General features: G+C 30.0%; 13 protein-coding genes. 7 read left to right on the top strand and 6 right to left on the bottom strand.

The window, feature by feature from the left end; all coding sequences use genetic code 11:
• Window positions 1-5: 5 nt before the first annotated feature.
• The 3 genes from KA468_RS00760 to argS all read right to left on the bottom strand — a co-directional run bounded on the left by KA468_RS00760 (window position 6) and on the right by argS (window position 4,835).
• Window positions 6-1,439: a GDSL-type esterase/lipase family protein gene (locus tag KA468_RS00760; protein ID WP_291241047.1), complete on the bottom strand. Its 1,434-nt coding sequence runs from the start codon at window positions 1,437-1,439 to the stop codon at window positions 6-8.
• The gene (locus tag KA468_RS00755) at window positions 1,432-2,889 is read right to left on the bottom strand and encodes a hypothetical protein (RefSeq protein ID WP_291241046.1); all 1,458 of its coding nucleotides are present in this window, start codon (window positions 2,887-2,889) and stop codon (window positions 1,432-1,434) included. The genes KA468_RS00760 and KA468_RS00755 overlap by 8 nt, the downstream gene beginning before the upstream one ends.
• A 137-nt stretch (window positions 2,890-3,026) precedes the next feature.
• Window positions 3,027-4,835 carry an arginine--tRNA ligase gene (argS, locus tag KA468_RS00750; RefSeq protein ID WP_291241126.1) on the bottom strand — a complete coding sequence of 603 codons (1,809 nt, stop codon included), beginning with the start codon at window positions 4,833-4,835 and terminating at the stop codon, window positions 3,027-3,029.
• 177 nt (window positions 4,836-5,012) lie between these two features.
• Between argS and KA468_RS00745 the strand changes: the two genes are divergently transcribed.
• Entirely contained in the window at window positions 5,013-7,418 is a 2,406-nt protein-coding gene (locus tag KA468_RS00745) for an outer membrane beta-barrel family protein (RefSeq protein ID WP_291241045.1), read from the top strand.
• Between the two features lie 108 nt (window positions 7,419-7,526).
• Here KA468_RS00745 and KA468_RS00740 read toward each other — a convergent pair whose 3' ends face one another.
• Together KA468_RS00740 and KA468_RS00735 are read right to left on the bottom strand one after the other, a co-directional pair.
• The gene (locus KA468_RS00740) at window positions 7,527-8,534 is read right to left on the bottom strand and encodes a 3-oxoacyl-ACP synthase III family protein (RefSeq protein ID WP_291241044.1); all 1,008 of its coding nucleotides are present in this window, start codon (window positions 8,532-8,534) and stop codon (window positions 7,527-7,529) included.
• Between the two features lie 65 nt (window positions 8,535-8,599).
• Complete coding sequence (locus tag KA468_RS00735) at window positions 8,600-9,523, bottom strand: ABC transporter ATP-binding protein (protein WP_291241043.1); 924 nt, start codon at window positions 9,521-9,523, stop codon at window positions 8,600-8,602.
• Between the two features lie 173 nt (window positions 9,524-9,696).
• On the opposite strand from KA468_RS00735, the gene htpG reads away from it, so the two are divergent.
• The 3 genes from htpG to KA468_RS00720 all read left to right on the top strand — a co-directional run bounded on the left by htpG (window position 9,697) and on the right by KA468_RS00720 (window position 13,680).
• Window positions 9,697-11,577 (top strand): molecular chaperone HtpG, encoded by a 1,881-nt coding sequence (gene htpG / locus KA468_RS00730; protein WP_291241042.1) that lies wholly within the window; start codon window positions 9,697-9,699, stop codon window positions 11,575-11,577.
• A gap of 83 nt (window positions 11,578-11,660) precedes the next feature.
• Window positions 11,661-12,743, top strand: a complete 1,083-nt coding sequence (locus tag KA468_RS00725) for a hypothetical protein (RefSeq protein WP_291241041.1) — start codon at window positions 11,661-11,663, stop codon at window positions 12,741-12,743.
• A 64-nt stretch (window positions 12,744-12,807) separates the two neighbouring features.
• Entirely contained in the window at window positions 12,808-13,680 is an 873-nt protein-coding gene (locus tag KA468_RS00720; protein WP_291241040.1) for a hypothetical protein, read from the top strand.
• Here KA468_RS00720 and KA468_RS00715 read toward each other — a convergent pair.
• Window positions 13,667-15,787 carry a TonB-dependent receptor gene (locus KA468_RS00715; protein ID WP_291241039.1) on the bottom strand — a complete coding sequence of 707 codons (2,121 nt, stop codon included), beginning with the start codon at window positions 15,785-15,787 and terminating at the stop codon, window positions 13,667-13,669. The genes KA468_RS00720 and KA468_RS00715 overlap by 14 nt on opposite strands.
• 123 nt (window positions 15,788-15,910) lie before the next feature.
• On the opposite strand from KA468_RS00715, the gene KA468_RS00710 reads away from it, so the two are divergent.
• Genes KA468_RS00710 through KA468_RS00700 form a run of 3 tightly spaced genes read left to right on the top strand, consistent with a single transcriptional unit; the run spans window position 15,911 to window position 17,905 of the window.
• The gene (locus KA468_RS00710; protein WP_291241038.1) at window positions 15,911-16,312 is read left to right on the top strand and encodes a DUF2721 domain-containing protein; all 402 of its coding nucleotides are present in this window, start codon (window positions 15,911-15,913) and stop codon (window positions 16,310-16,312) included.
• Between the two features lie 46 nt (window positions 16,313-16,358).
• Window positions 16,359-17,255: a DMT family transporter gene (locus tag KA468_RS00705; protein ID WP_291241037.1), complete on the top strand. Its 897-nt coding sequence runs from the start codon at window positions 16,359-16,361 to the stop codon at window positions 17,253-17,255.
• A gap of 47 nt (window positions 17,256-17,302) precedes the next feature.
• Complete coding sequence (locus KA468_RS00700) at window positions 17,303-17,905, top strand: alpha-ketoglutarate-dependent dioxygenase AlkB (protein ID WP_291241036.1); 603 nt, start codon at window positions 17,303-17,305, stop codon at window positions 17,903-17,905.
• Window positions 17,906-17,990 lie beyond the last annotated feature (85 nt).

Raw genomic sequence — 17,990 nt, 5'->3', positions numbered from 1 at the left:
ATCTCTTATTTTTCAGATTTATATAATTCGTACGATTGAATAAACGCATCGAAAAACAATTCGCCTTGTTTATCATAACCGGTATTAGAATAATGCACTTTATCTCTTGCCATTAATCCCATTCTTGAATTCATTATAATATTTTTATTTCCACCAAAAACATCTAATAAATTCCAAACTGCATAGTTTTCAGTAGCTGCCATTTCAATAATTTTTTCGGCATATTTTTCTATGTAAATATTTTGAGATTTTCCGTGCAACACAGAAGGTGGTGGCGTAGTAAGTAAAATCGAAGCTTCTGGACATTTTAATTTAATGCCGTCAATCATTGTTTTTAAGTTACCAAAATAAGTAGGAATATCTTGCTTATCAAAACTTTCGTTTGTTCCCAAAGAAATTACATACAAATCGGCTTCAAGCGCTGGTAATTGTTCGAAAAACAAAGGAAACTTATTAAAATCGCTGCTTTTTGCACCATTTACACCAATAGATGAATAGGTAACACCTGCATTTTCATTTTCTAAAATCAAACCATTTAACGCAAATTCAGAATTATTTTCATTTCCAATAATGGTAATTTTATCAATAGGTTTTTCGGAAGTATAGGAATTGTATAATGGTGTGTTTTCTAAAACAGTCGGTTCATAAATATACTTTACAGTTGAAACAGTTTTGTAAGTGGTTACTGTTTTTCCGCCAGGAATTTTTAAAGTTTTTCCATCTCTAATATTATCCGATGTCAACCCATTAGCTGCTTTTAATTGTTTTAATGAAATGTTATATTTATTTGCAATTCCGCCTAAAACTTCACCCGGTTTTACTATATGAGAACTTATTGCTGGTGTTTTAACAGCTACTTTTTCTTGCGTAGTAAAACTTTTTTTAGCAAAAGAAACATTAAAAATATTTTCGTTTTTAGGCGAAATGACTTTTAATTTAGTGAAATCAAATTGCGAATCTTTTACTAACATATCAATATGAAAGGTTTTTTGCTTAGGTTCAAATGATATCCCACTCACGCCAACAGGTTTTGAAGTATCAGCATATAAATTTCGCGAAGCAGAAAATCCGCCAGAGCCAGTAAATTTAATAGGCGAACTATTATTTGTATTTGCTAAACTATATGGAAATGTAAATCCGAAACCAGCATTTCCAAAAATTTGCTGCATACGATATCTGATTTTTCCAGTAAATAAATCCGCTTGTATGTGCGAATCACCTATATGAACTATTCGTACTTTTCTATCTTGGTTTTCTTCTAATTGATATAATTTTTCAAAAATAGTTGTTAGTGCTTTTTCGTTAGAAATTACATTATTAAACGCTTCAAAATTAGCCGTATCAATAGCAACTGTAGCACTATCAATTTCTACTTTTACAGAATCAATTTGCGAAAAACCAAGTGTAGTAAAAAATAATATGTATATAAATTTATTCATTTAAAGTGTCTTTTGTTACTGGTACCGAATCTAATACCTTTGGTTTGGGTTGTTTTTTTTGCTTAGCTAAAGCACGTAATCGTTTGTACTCAATGTAACCCGTATCTATTTGTTTATAAATAAGTTTTGCAATTTCTTTAGCACCTCTATGATTAAAGTGTGTATAATCTTTATTGGCTTTTGCTGGTACATTTTCTACCCATTTCACCATAGAACCATCTCCTCCCATTAGAGTATATAAATTTACTAAGCCGGCTTCTGATTTAACTGCATATCGTTTCTGAGCCATAATTAATGGAGCAACGGCAGAATCTGATTTCATTTGCATATCGTACTTTGTAGATTTATCTGCAGTTGTTATAATTAAAATTGCAGCACCTGGAAAACATTGTTTGATATGGTTTACAACAGAAGTCATTTTTCTTTCGTACCAAGAATAATTTAATGAACCGTAATTTAAAACGTTCGTTCCAAATTGTAGAATAATTAAATCATACCCTAATTTTTGTTGAAATGCATTCATTAAATCTATATTGAATGAACCTAACGGTAAACCAGAGTTACCTCGAGAAGAAAAATTATCAACGTGAATTCCTTTTCCATTATCAAAATTAAATCCGTAAAACGGAATTGAATCGGCATTGATAAAATTTACTTTAACTTTATTTACAGCACTTCCAATTTGTGTGGTATTTAAAATAGAATTTGGAGAAAGTTTTTTATAAACAGTATCTTTTCCAATAACTTGACGCAACATTCCTTTTTTATTTTTAGAACTTCCATAAAAAAGAGTGGGATTATTTAAAGTCGTTGAAAAACGATTTCTTCCAGCTTTATATTTTACCCAAGTAGGGTTTGCCGTATCTTTTGCAAAGAAAACAGCACCATTCACACCAAATGAACGCAATGGGCTTTTTGTTTTTAAATACGATTGCGATTTCCAATTGGGAGAAAATTCGTGAATAACCGAACCTCTTGAACCTGCTGATTCTGATGAAATGTTTACAAAACCAACGCCTTCTCCACCAAAAACACTTTGAAATTGAGTACGTACATCTTGAACAATAAGGTCGCCATCCGTCATTGAATCACCAAAATAAGCAATTCGGGCTTTTCCTTTTTTATTGGTTTCTAATTGGTATAATTTTTCAAAAAAGGGAATTAGGTATTGATATCCTTTATACTGTTCGAATTTTTCACTTGAAAATTTTATTCCTAACGGATTTGAAACAAAAGAAATGGTTTTGTTTGTTAAAGTGTCTTCTTCAGAAAGATTTCCGGCTTCAGCTACAGCTTCTAACATCAAACTATCCACTACAATATTTTTGCTATTTGTTGCAGTATCTGGAAATAATTTTTTAGGTAAAAACGATTTAAACCCAATAAAAGAAAAAATTGCAATTACTACAATTAGCCAGGATTGAAAAAAATATGATTTGTTTTGTTTCACTTTAATTATTTATATTTTTATTTTTTAGTTCTGATTTACAGATTATTTTTGAAATTTATTTATATTAATGTTGACTTCGAGAACCTCAGTCAACACGAGAACCTAAACCAATAAAAAGGTAACTGAGGCTCTCGAAGTTACATACGTTCAGGAACGCTAATTCCTAATAATCCGAAAGCATTTTTAATTACTTGGCTTACCGAATTTGAAAGTTGTACTCTAAATACTTTTTTGTCTAAATTATCTTCTCCTAAAATCGATACATTTTGATAAAACGAATTGAATTCTTTTACCAAATCGTAAGTATAATTCGCAACTAATGCTGGGCTATGATTTTCAGCGGCACTTTGAATTACTTCAGGAAATAATTGTACTTGTTTTATTAACTCTTTTTCTTTTTCGTGTAATTCCAAAAGTTTTGATTCGGAACTATAATCGAAAGTTGCTTTTCTTAAAATCGATTGAATACGAGCATAAGTATATTGAATAAAAGGCCCTGTGTTTCCGTTAAAATCTACTGATTCTTCTGGATTAAACATCATTTGTTTTTTCGGATCCACTTTTAACATATAATATTTTAAAGCACCCAAACCAATTGTGTTGTACAAAATCGCTTTTTCTTCTTCAGAATAGCCATCTAATTTTCCTAAATCTTCAGAAATTTGTTGTGCTGTTGTAGTCATTTCAGCCATTAAATCATCTGCATCAACTACAGTTCCTTCTCGCGATTTCATTTTTCCAGAAGGTAATTCTACCATTCCGTACGATAAATGAAATAAATTTTCAGCCCATTCGTACCCTAATTTTTTTAAAATTAAGAACAATACTTTAAAATGATAATCTTGCTCATTTCCAACGGTATATACCATACCGCCAATGTCTGAAAAATCTCTAACTCGTTGAATTGCCGTTCCGATATCTTGTGTCATATAAACAGAAGTACCATCTGAACGCAATACAATTTTTTCGTCTAAGCCATCTGCTGTTAAATCAATCCAAACCGAACCGTCTTCTTTTTTAAAGAAAACACCGCGACTTAAACCTTCTTCCACAACATCTTTTCCTAACAAATACGTATTACTTTCGTAATAATAACTATCGAAATCTACTCCTAAATTTGTATACGTTACGGAAAATCCATCGTACACCCATTGGTTCATTGTTTTCCAAAGTTCAATAACTTCTGGTTTGCCATTCTCCCAATCTAAAAGCATTTGTTGGGCTTCTAAAATAAGTGGCGCTTGTTTTTTGGCTTCCTCTTCTGTTTTTCCTTGCGACATTAAAGCAGCAATTTCAACTTTATAAGCTTTATCAAATTCCACATAAAAATTACCAACTAATTTGTCGCCTTTTAAACCTGTTGAAGTTGGTGTTTGTCCGTTTCCGAATTTTTGCCAAGCCAACATCGATTTACAAATATGAATTCCTCTGTCGTTGATAATTTGAGTTTTATATACTTTTTTTCCAGATGCTTTTATAATTTCAGCAACAGAATAACCCAATAAGTTATTTCTAATATGACCTAAATGCAGGGGCTTGTTTGTATTTGGTGAAGAATATTCTACCATTACTGCTTTTTGTCCTTCCGTAGGCGTTACAAAGCCATACGAATTATCATTTTTTATGCTATTGAAATAAGAAATATAATATTTATCTGAAATTACTAAATTTAAAAAACCTGCAACTACATTAAATTTTGATACCTCAACAACATTTTCTACTAAATACTCCCCTATTTTAGTTCCTATTTCTACAGGATTTAGCTTCGCTCTGTTCGGCATTGCCTCGAGTCCATTAATTTGTTTCACCAACGGAAAAACCACCATAGTAATATCGCCCTCAAAATCTTTTTTTGTAGATTGAAATTCAACTTTTTCAATAGAAATTTGAAATAGTTTTTCAACGGCATTTTTTATAGGTTCTAAAAGAATTTCTTGTAATAACATCATCGTATTTTTAATAGCGTGCAAAGATAGAATTTTTAACCAATTGAAAAGTTCATTTGTAACAAAAATGCACAAATTTTGTCTAATGTACAAAATTCATATTCTACGTCGTAATTTCTCTTCCATTTTTTGAGAAATAATTGAGGTAATATATTCGTTCAAAACATTAAAAAAATTATGAGATTAAAACACATTTTCAGCGCTTTATTAGTTGTATTTTCAACTTTAACTTTAGTAGCTCAGCAAAACAATCCTGGAATTATTAGAGGGAAAATTATTGATAAAACATCAAACGAACCAGTTGGATATTCTACCGTTAGCGTATTAGAAGGTCAAAAACCTATAGCCGCCATTTCAACAAAAGAAGACGGAAGTTTTGAAATAAAAAATTTAGAATTGAAAAGCTATATTTTAAAAGTCAACTTTATCGGATATATGGACGCGTCAAGAACGATTACTTTATCGGAAGAAAATAAAGAAATTAACCTTGGAAATATTACTTTAGAATCCAATGCGAATACTATTGAAACCGTATCTATTGTAAAAGAACGCTCCACTATTGAACAAAAAGCAGACAGAAAAGTTGTGACTATTGGTAAAGATTTAATTGCCTCTGGAACTACCGCATCGGAAATTTTTAATAACATTCCAACGGTAAGTATTGATCCACAAACCAAGGAATTAAGTTTACGTGGAAATAGTAATGTTCGAGTATTAATTGATGGAAAACCTACCAATATTGATGCAGGACAATTATTGCAACAAATCCCATCAGCTTCCATAAAACAAGTGGAATTAATCACCAACCCATCTTCTAAATACAATCCAGAAGGAAATAGCGGAATTATTAATATCATTTTAAATAAAAACACACAAAAAGGATTTAACGGAAATGTAACTACTGGGTATACATTTGGAATTACGCCAAAAACTAATCAGTCGTTAAACTTAAATTATAAAGTGGGAAAAGTAAATTTTTATACAAATTATGGTTTCAATCACGGAAGAAATAGAAGCTTTGGTTTTGTAGAAGCAGACCGTCCGAATTTAGAAAACAGACAAGATTTCAATTTCACCAATACCAACACGTCACATTTGGCTAAAATTGGAGTGGATTATTACATAAATGACAACAATACTTTATCGTTTTTCACAAACTGGAATATTGCAGATGGAAAAGGAAATTCAAATACAAATATAAATTATTATAATAATACTACGTTTGCAGATGAACTTCAAACCAATACCAATAACAGCGGAAACATTACACAAACCTACGATTTAAACTTTAAACATAACTTTAAGAAAAAAGGCGAATTAATTGAGTTTCAAGCAAATTATGCCAAGACTTCAAGTGAAGATATTTCCTACTTTAGAAATAACGGTATCTTGCGATTAAATGACATAGATAGCAAAACGAATTATGCCCAGTTTAATATTGATTATACGAATCCAATAGACGAAAACTCAAAAATTGAAATTGGTTTTGAAAGCAGAATTCAAGATGGGCAGAATAATTTCTATAATGAATCGTTAAACTTTTATGGTTACAATCCGTTTACTTTTAACAGAAACATTCACGCGATTTATACAAATTATAGCAAATCATTTGGCAAATTTAGCGCACAAGTTGGCGTTAGAATCGAAGAATATACTTTAGATGCGAAATTTGAAAGAAATGAAAAAAATCCAAATTATTTTGAATCCACTTCGGTTGCAGATGAAATATTTACAGCGTATCCATCTGCGTATTTATCTTATAAATTAGATGACAAAAACACCTTTAATTTAAACTATACCAGAAGAGTAGATCGCCCGAGTATTGGACAAATAAATCCTATTAGAGAATGGACCACACCTTTATTAGAGTCAAGAGGTAATCCAGCATTGGAACCTCAATTTACCAATTCATTCGAAATTAATCATACTAAAATCTTCAGTTTAGGAAGTGTAACTTCAGCAGTATTTTACAGATTAATTAATGCTGAAATTTCAAGAGTTATTTTTCCAAATCCATTAAACAACATTCAAAATATTATGTCGTTTGATAATTTTGACAATAACAGTCAATTGGGTGCAGAAATTAATGCTAATTTAAAATTAGCAAAATGGTGGTCAACCAACGCAAGTGCAGATGTATATTACAAAACCGTTCGTGGAACTGTTACAAACATCAACACCAACTTACCAGAAAATAAAGAAATAAATGTAACCACTTTTAATACGCGATTAAACAACACATTCACTGCTACAAAAAAATTACGATTTAATTTATTTGGAATGTACAGAAGTCGCGATTTAGGATTGCAATATTTAAGAACGCCAATGTATCGAGTAGATTTTGGAGCAAATTATACTGTTTTAAGCGGAAAAGGAACCCTTTCTGCAAGAATGAATGATATGTTTAGAACACAATTTTTCGGATTCAATGGAAACATTCCTTTCCGTCAAGATGGTGAATTTAGATTTGAAAGCCGAACTTTTTACGTAGGATTCAATTACAATTTTGGAAGCGGTAAAAACAAAGAACTACAACGCAAACAACGTGAGAAAAACGAAACCCAAGGTGGTGGAATGTTTTAGGTTTTGGGTGTTGGGTGTTGGGCTTAAGGTGTTAGGCAAAAAAAGCGTTCAGAAGTTTCTGAACGCTTTTTTTATAATCTATATTCTATTTTCTATACTCTAAAAAAATTACCATCTAATAATCACGCTTCCCCAAGTAAAACCAGAACCAAAAGCAGCTAAAACAACTACATCGCCGCTTTTAATTTTACCTTTTTCCCAAGCTTCTGTTAAAGCAATCGGAATAGATGCAGCGGTCGTATTTCCATAATTCATTATGTTATTGTACACTTGGTCGTCAGATAATTTAAATTTTTGCTGAATAAACTGAGAAATTCTCAAATTTGCCTGATGTGGTACTAATAAATCAATATCTGAAACTTGTAAATCATTGGCTTGTAAACCTTCATTAATGACTTCACTAAAACGAACTACGGCATTTTTAAATACAAATTGGCCATTCATATAAGGAAAATAACTTTCATCATTTGGATCATTATCTGCAATAATATCCGTAACCCAGCGTTTTCCCATTCCTGGTGCAATAAGAGCTAATTCTTCTGCGTGTTGCCCTTCAGAATGTAAATGAGTTGATAAAATTCCTTTATTCAAATCTTCTTCTCTTGAAAGTACTGCTGCTCCTGCTCCATCTCCAAAAATCACTGAAACACCTCTGCCTTTATCAGACATATCTAATCCGGTGGAGTGTACTTCGGAACCAATTACTAAAATATTTTTATACATCCCTGTCTTGATATATTGGTCGGCAATTGAAATCGCATACACAAATCCAGAACATTGATTTCTAACGTCTAAGGCCCCAACTGTCTTTAAACCTAAATCGCGCTGCACTAACACACCAGGTCCTGGAAAATAATAATCCGGTGAAAGTGTGGCAAAAATTACAAAATCAATATCTTCTTTAGCAACATTTGCCCGTTGTATGGCTATTTCTGCAGCTTTTACACCCATAGAAGTAGTGGTGTCTTCACCTCTGATAATATGACGACGCTCTTTAATTCCTGTTCTTTCCTGAATCCATTCGTCATTGGTATCCATTATTTTGGATAAATCATCATTTGTTACAATGTTTTCTGGCACATAATAACCTAAGCCCGATATTTTTGAATGGTACATTTTATTAGATTTATTAAGCAAATTTAATAAAAATATGCTACAATTTATTATTTATATTATGGTAATTATTCCTTAATTTTAAGATTGATGATACTGTGTTTCTCAATTTTAAATTCTGACTCAAAAAATACAAGTTGATTTTCAAATTTGGCTTCAATTAAATAATATTTCCCTTTAAAATAGGAAGAAATTACCTCAACTTGAATGTCAGATTTTTCTACAATTTGCAATTGATTGGGATAGATTAACTGCATTTTTCCATTTATTTCAATTTCATTTACTTCACCAAATAAAGCCGCAGTATATGGATATTTAGGATGGTTATATAATTCAAGAGGGGTTGCTTTTTCTAAAATAGTAGTATCTTTTAAAACAATAACATCATCTGAAAATGACAACACATCGTTAATATCGTGACTTGCAACAAGGGTTGTAATTTGTTTTTCTTTTAAATATTGAAATATTTTTCTTCTTAATTTGTTTTTTCTGAAATTATCAATGTGCGAAAATGGCTCGTCTAAAAGTAATACTTCTGGTTCTTGTGCTAAAACTCGTGCCAATGCCACACGCTGCATTTGTCCGCCACTTAAAAACTTAGCTTTTACATGTTTAAATTCAGACATTTCTACCAAATTTAAAAGCTCATCTATTCGATCTTGTTTTTCTTTTGGATAAAAATTTGATAAAAATTTTCCTACGTTTTCCCCAACTGTTATAAATGGCATTAAATCGAAATCTTGTGCTAAATATTTCATAAAAGACATTCCTGGTACAAGATGAAATTTTGGACCTAAAACAGGTTCTGACTTCCAAGAAATATTACCTTCATCGCAGTCATATAATCCGTAAATTAATTTCAATAAAGTACTTTTTCCGCAACCACTTTCTCCAATAACGGCTAATCGTTGTCCTTCATCTAAAGTAAATGTTAGATTTTGTAATATAATTTTTTCTTGATAAGAAAAAGAAGGAATGTTTACTTGAAGCATTTGCGAATAGTAAGAAAATAATTCTAAAAATAAAGTGTAAATATATTACTTTAAATGTAACCAAAAAAATATGATGTTTTTAATGAAATAAAAATGTCAATTTGTCAGCAAAAACAAAATTGGTACTTAATTTGACTATTCATTATCATTAATTTAATTAAAACAAACATCATATGACATCAGGAAAAATTAATGTTTCGGTGGAGAATATTTTCCCATTGATTAAAAAATTTTTGTACAGCGATCACGAGATTTTTCTACGTGAATTAATTTCTAACGGAACCGATGCCACTTTAAAATTAAAACATCTTACCAGCATTGGTGAAGCAAAAACGGAATACGGAAATCCGATTATAGAAATTAAAATTGATAAGGAAGGTAAAAAACTTCACATTATCGACCAAGGTATTGGTATGACTTCAGATGAAGTGGAAAAATACATCAACCAATTGGCGTTTTCAGGTGCAGAAGAATTTTTAAATAAATATGAAGATTCTGCTAAAGATTCTGGAATTATTGGACATTTTGGTTTAGGATTTTACTCTGCTTTTATGGTAGCGTCTAAAGTTGAAATTTTTACAAAATCATTTAAAGACGAGCCAGCTGCGCATTGGACTTGCGATGGAAGTCCTGAATTTACTTTAGAACCACATACTAAAACCGATAGAGGTACCGAAATTGTATTACACATTGCAGAAGATTCATTGGAGTTTTTAGAAGAGTATAAAATCCGTGAATTACTTACTAAGTACAATAAATTTATGCCGATTCCAATAAAATTTGGAACTAAAAAAGAAGCATTGCCAAAACCAAATGATGCTGGAGACGATTATAAAGAGGAATATATTGATGTAGATAATTTCATAAACAACCCAAATCCAGCTTGGACCAAACAACCAAGTGAATTATCTGATGAAGATTATAAAAGCTTTTATAGAGAATTGTATCCATCACAATTTGAAGAACCTTTATTTCACATTCATTTAAATGTAGATTATCCTTTTAATTTAACTGGGATTTTATATTTTCCAAAATTAGGTTCCGACTTACAAATTCAGAAAGACAAAATTCAACTATATCAAAATCAAGTTTTCGTAACGGATAATGTGGAAGGAATTGTACCCGAATTTTTATTAATGCTCAAAGGCGTGGTAGATTCGCCAGATATTCCTTTAAACGTTTCACGTTCTGGCCTACAAGCCGATAGTAATGTGAAGAAAATTTCAAATTATATTACACGAAAAGTGGCCGATAAATTGAAATCGTTATTTAATGAAAATAGAGAAGATTTTGAAGCTAAATGGAGCGATATTAAAATTGTTTTAGAATACGGAATGCTTTCTGAACCAAAATTTTATGAAAAATCGGGTGATTTTGTTTTATATCCTACAACTGAAAACAAATATTACACGTTAGCAGAATTAAAAGAAGCAACTAAAGATTTACAAACAGATAAAGATGGAAAATTAGTTGTTTTATATGCGTCTAACAAAGAAACACAACACAGTTACATTGATATCGCCACAAGCAAAGGATATCAAGTATTACTTTTAGATTCTCCAATTGTGTCGCATTTAATTCAGAAATTAGAAGCCGACAATGAAAATTTAACTTTTGCTCGAGTTGATGCGGATCATATTGATAAATTAATCAATAAAGAAGAAACTCAAATTTCTAAATTATCAGATACTGAAAAAGAAAACTTAAAAACTTCTTTAGAAGCAGTAGTTCCTAAAGCGTATACTGTTCAATTAGAATCGTTAGACAGTGATGCTACGCCATTTATAATTACGCAACCCGAATTTATGCGTCGTATGAAAGAAATGAGTCAAAGTGGCGGCGGCGGAATGTTTGGAATGAGCAATATGCCCGAAATGTATAATTTAGTGGTAAATGCCAATTCAGAATTAGCTACTTCTATTTTACAAGCTAATGAAGAAAATCAAAAAGAATTAGTTAAAAACGCTTTAGATTTAGCTAAACTATCACAAGGGCTATTAAAAGGTGAAGAATTAACAGCTTTTGTAAAAAGAAGTTTTGAAACCTTAAAATAATATTTAATACTACATTTATAAATCCTGACAGTTGATTTTTTCTGTCAGGATTTTTTTATATATTGCAAGATCATATTTCAATTATGAAATTAGCAAAACAAGCTATATTATTTTTTTTAGTTCTACTTATGTTTTCTTGTAATAAAGAAGATAATAGTGACTTGTATACTGCTATATCGCCTGTAAAAATGGATTTAACCCAAGTTCCATTTGTAAAACTTTCAGACTATAATTTTTTTCAAGGTGAACTTAAAAATCAAGAGCCTGTTTTAGGTGTTATACCATACAAACCAGAAAGTGAGTTATTTACAGACTACGCCGAAAAGAAAAGATTTGTTTGGATGCCTATAGGTTCAAAAGCAACCTATGTTAATGATTTTTCTATATTAGAATTACCTATTGGCAGTGCATTAATAAAGAGTTTCTACTATAACCATGTGTTACCTTCAAATACTACAAAGATCATAGAAACACGAATAATGATTCGAAAAGCAAATGGTTGGATTTATGCAAATTACATTTGGAATGATGAGCAAACAGAGGCGTATTTAAATTTAAATGGTAATACAAAGCAAATTACATGGATTGATAATAATGCTGTTACAAGAACGATAGATTACGATATTCCAAATGAATTGAAATGTGCGGGTTGTCATACTATTTCAAACGAAAAAAGACCTATTGGAATAAAACCTCAAAATTTAAACGGTAATTACAATTATACTGATGGTGTTTCAAACCAATTGGCAAAGTGGAAATCTCTCGGAATACTTGAAAACAATACTCCTGCGAATATAAATACCGTGGTAGATTACAAAGACACATCTAAACCGTTAGAAACAAGAGTACGGTCTTATTTTGATGCTAATTGTGCACATTGTCATCAAACAGGTGGTTATGCGTCATTTTTCAATTTAAAATTCGGATTTAATGAAACATCAAACTTAACAAGTATGGGCGTTTGTGTTTCACCTAATCATATTGTTCCTGGTATGGAAGGAAGAATTGTAAAACCTGGAAATGTAACACAATCACTTTTATATTACAGAGTTACTACGAATGACCCTTTTTATAGAATGCCCTTTTTAGGAAGAACAATTGTACATGATGAAGGTGTTGCCTTAATCGCAGAATGGATAAATTCTATTACAGAATGTCCTAATTAGAAATAATTATCAATTATTACAGAACTCTTAAATGAAAAAATTTTGGTTACATATTTTGAAAATCATGCTGCCAATTTTTATTTTCTTTTTGGTTTTAGAAATTGCACTTCGGAAAATTCCAAACGATTATAATCTAAAAAAATCCTATTTAGATAAAAACGCTTCAAAAATTAACACTTTAATAGTAGGAAGTTCTCATACTTTTTACGGAATTAATCCGAAATATTTTTCTAAACACACATTCAATGCTGCTTATGTATCGCAAACTTTGGATTTAGACGAAGAACTTTTACATCATTACAAGGATAAATTAACGAATTTAGAAACAGTGATTATTCCTATTTCATATTTTAGTTTGTTTGAAACCTTAGAAACTGACGTTGAAAAATGGCGTTTAAAAAACTACATCTTGTATTATGGTTTTGAAAATAAGTATCATTTTACAGCTAATTTTGAAACTTTAAATCCTGATATTTTACTTAATTTAAAAAAAGTAGTAAAGCATTATGCTTTAAATAAATCATTTATAACCTCTACTAATTTAGGATGGGGAACTAACTTTAACTCAAAAGAAAGAAAAAAATTTGAAGGTCAATATACTGCAAAAAAACATACTACAAAAAACTTTAAATTATTTGATGGAAATATAAAAAGTCTTCAGAAAATTATTGAAATGTGTCAAAATAAGAATATTAAAATTCTATTTATTACCACGCCTACTCATCTTTCTTATTATAAGAATTTAAACCAAATCCAATTATCTAGAACAATTAAAACTATAAATGAATTGGTTCAAAAAAACCAAAATTGCAGTTATTTAAATTTATTGAAATCTGACAAATTTATAACAGCCGATTTTTATGATGCTGACCATTTAAATGATATTGGTGCAAAAAAGTTATCTTTATTACTTGACAAAAAAATTAATTCCCAATAACTGTTCCTTCTTCCTTTTTCTCGTCTTTAAGTATGTTTTGTTCTATTTTTGCTGCCTTATTTTTTGTTGGTAATTTGTAATTTATGGTAAACCCAAATTTTCGAGTATCACTTTTATTATAAGATAATAATGGATCGTTTATTGGTCGGAACAAACTTCTATTCATATTAAAAATATCATCTCCAAAAATAGTTACCGTTAATTGATCTTTTAGGAACTTCTTGCTAAAAGTCATATCTAAATAATTATTAAATGGTTTGTCGGCAACAAAATAAAAGTAATTTCCGCCTGAAGTGATGAATCCAAATTCGGTAATAAATTTAATATCTTTTGGTAAAATTATTTGCGACATTAAATTTAAATTCCAAAAACCTTTTGTTTCTAAATTGGGAATTTGATGCAATTGATATCCTGTATAAAGGTATAAAAAGTTGATTTTATCTGGATTAAAATCAAATTTCATCGTTTCTTTTAATCCTTTTGTAAATAGCATATATGGCAAAGGAAGTGCAAAATTAAAATTATGTATTTTAACTTCCGACACATTAAAATTAGTGCTTTGAACTAAATTTCCATTTAAACTAACTTGTTGTACCACTTGATTTTTCGCACTACTTAAGTTGTAGCCAACATAAGCATAATCAAAAGCACTAATTTTAACTTCAAAATTATCAAATATTGTAGGTTGTAAATTTGGATTTCCAACCGTATTTAAATTCTGATTTTGATACGTGGTGTTGTTCGGATTTAATGCAGAAGTAGATGGCAATGTAATTTTCTTGTTGTAATTCATATTTAAGAAAATTTGTGGCGAAATATTATATTGTACCGTAGCGTTTGGAAACCATCTAAATTGGTCAAACGGAATCAAATCAGCAGTGGTGGTTTTCCCATTAATTTCATATTTTTCGGCTCTGGAACCTAAAATAAAATCGAACTTATTGTATTTTGCTTGAAACTCTAAATAAGTAGCAGCTGTTGTTCTTTGGTAGTCTAAATTTATGCTTCCGAAATTTTTAGCTTCAAAAAGTAGTTTTTCGTACAAAGCACCAAAACTAACTTTTCCTTCATCTAAAATTTTTAAACCTTGTGAATAGTCAAATTTTCCGTTGTAATAATTTTGGTTCGAAAAATTATCCAAAACTGCATTTCTAAAAACGTTTGAAAAGAGGTTAAAATCATTTTTATTGTTGTTATAATTAAAAACAAAATCTAATTTTTGACTTTTATCATCAAATCTTTTCTGATACGTTATTGTAGCATCTTGTCGAGTATTATGAGATTTTCCTTTGTCTGATGTAATAAACCCTAAACCAAAACCTTCTGTTTCACTATTGCTATTTCCCAAATTAACATCATAGTTTAACAACAACCTATCTTTATTAATATCAAAAGTAATCCCAGATTTTAAAAACTGCGATCTATTTATTTTATCACTTTCTACCTTTGATAAAATAGTGTTAGAACTGGTATTTAAAAATTCGGACCAAGTGGCGTTTTCACGATAATTTTGTCCAAAATTTAATTGCCACCCAAAATATTTATTCTTAGCATTTAACAACACACTATTATAAGTTTTAAATCTTATTTTGTCGTAAGAATTAAAATTTGAACTACTGGTATAAGTAGCACTTAAATATTTTTTTGCGTTTCTATTTGTAATAATATTTAAAATAGCACCACCCGAGGTAGCAGGGAATTCAGCTCCTGGTTGCGTAATTACTTCAATTCGTTCTACTGAATTAGCAGGCATTCCTTCTAAAAAAGAATTTAATTCTGCACTTGAAATATTTAATGGTCTTCCATCTAAAAAAACTTCTAATTGTTTTCCTTGATACAACATTCCAGCCACATCTGAAGAAATTAATCCTGGCAACTGCTTGATGGTTTCCATTAAAGTTCCCGCGTTTAAATTCGGTTGATCCGAGATATTAAAAATAGTTCGATCTGGTTTCTGTTCGATAGCTTTTTTCTGTTTTACAATTTTTACTTCTTCAATCTGATTTTCTTTTTGAATTTCGTCTTTTTTTACTTTAGTAGTATCTTGAGCAAAAGCAAAAAGAACAAAACAAGCAGAGAACAAGAAATTTAGAATAAGTTTTTTCATAAGAAATAAATAATTATTTGAATTTAATTACTTGTAAGACGAAAAAATGAGCAAAAAGTTACACTATGTTTTACATAAAAAAGTATCTTTAAACTTTATTAATTTAAATTAAAATTACTTCTGATGAATCTTTCTATTGAAACTCCAGCATTATTGTTTTCAGCTACATCATTAATTTTATTAGCCTATACCAATAGATTTTTAACCATTGCTCAGATTGTAAGAAGTTTAAAGAAAAACTACGACCAAGACCAAAACAAATCTATTTTAGTTGAAATTAAAAACCTCAACCAAAGAATCACATTAATTAGATATATGCAACTTTTTGGCGTGTTGTGTTTGTTTTTGTCTGTTTTTGCGATGTTTTTACTGTTTTTAAACTATGAAACTGCCGGAATTTATATTTTTGGCATCAGTTTATTGTCGTTATTAATTTCATTAGGTATTTCATTTTGGGAAATTAGCATTTCTGTGAATGCGCTTCGAATTCATCTTAAAGATTTAGTTGAGGACGAAAAAAATTAATCGTCATTTTTATAACTACCTTTGTTGACTTTATAAAAACAGATTAATGAAAAATAATGTACTAAAAGGTGTTTTTCTTGTCGCATTAGGCGCTACCAGCTATGGAATGTTAGCTACGTTTGTAAAATTAGCCTACAAAGACGGCTTCACAACGGCTGAAGTAACTTCTTCACAATTTATCTATGGAATACTTGGCGTGCTTTTAATCAATTTATTCCAAAAAATAGTTAATAAAGAAAAAGCTCAAAAAGCAAGCTCAAAAAATATTTTCCAACTAATGGTTGCAGGAACTTCATTAGGAATGACAAGCGTATTTTACTATTTATGTGTAAAATATATTGCTGTTTCAATAGCTATAGTACTTCTTATGCAAACCGTTTGGATGGGTGTTTTATTAGAATGGATATTAGATAAAAAACGCCCTTCCAATCAAAAAATAATTTCGGTAGTAATTGTATTATTTGGAACATTTTTAGCTACAAAATTATATGAATTTACAATTCAATTAGATTGGAGAGGCATATTTTGGGGTATTTTAGCTGCAGCTTCATTTACCACAACTATGTTTACAGCAAATAAAGTAGCTTTGGGAATTTCATCCGCACAGCGAAGTTTATATATGCTATTAGGTGGCGCAGTAATTGTATTTACTTTTTCAGCCTTTACACAAGTTGGATCTTTAAACATTGAAATTTTCAAGAATTACGGATTATTTTTAGCGCTTTTCGGCACAATTATACCACCAATTTTACTAAATGCTGGTTTTCCAAAAACAGGATTGGGTTTAGGAAGTATTGTGGCCTCTTTAGAATTACCGGTTTCAGTTCTTATGGCGTTTTTAATATTAAATGAAAAAGTGGTTTTTTGGCAATGGAGTGGCATCGCATTAATTATTTTAGCCATTGTGATTATGAATCTTAATTTTTCAAAAAAGGAACACTAATTCCAAAAAATAGCAATAAATTAGCGGTGTAAATCATCGCTTTTTTTATGCTTAATTTATTTGATAAAGAACCTATATTTTTAAATTTACCTGATGCCGAGTTTATTTATTATCCAAATTTTTTCTCTAAAGAAAAAGCCGATTTATTTTTAGAAACCCTATCTAAAGAAATAGCTTGGCAACAAGATGACATAACCATTTTTGGAAAAAAAATAGCACAACCCAGATTAACTGCTCTTTATGGAAATGACGGAAAATCCTATGGATATTCCAATATTGTTATGCAACCTCATCCGTTTAATAGCGTTTTAACCTTCATAAAAGAAGAAATTGAAAGTACTATAAACGAACACTTTACAACAGTTTTACTAAATTATTATAGAAACGAAAGAGATAGCAATGGTTGGCATTCCGATAACGAAAAAGAATTAGGCAGAGATCCTGTTATTGCTTCCGTGAGTTTTGGAGAAGCAAGAATGTTTCAAATAAAACACAATACAAAAAAAGAGTTCAAGCAGTCTTTATTATTAGAACACGGTAGTTTATTAGTAATGAAAAATGGTGCTCAAATTCATTATAAACATCAAATTCCAAAAGCCACGCAACAGAAAAACCCAAGAATAAATTTAACTTTCAGAAAAATTCTTTAAAAAAAGCCTCTATTTTTTTGCTTCAAAATATTTTTTTTAATAATATTGAATAATAAATTAAAAATAAGATAGAATAATTAACAAA

This window comes from Flavobacterium sp. (assembly GCF_017985075.1).
Classification (GTDB): Bacteria; Bacteroidota; Bacteroidia; order Flavobacteriales; family Flavobacteriaceae; genus Flavobacterium.
The sequence above is the reverse complement of the archived record's forward strand: the minus strand, read 5'-3'. Positions and strand labels throughout refer to the sequence as shown.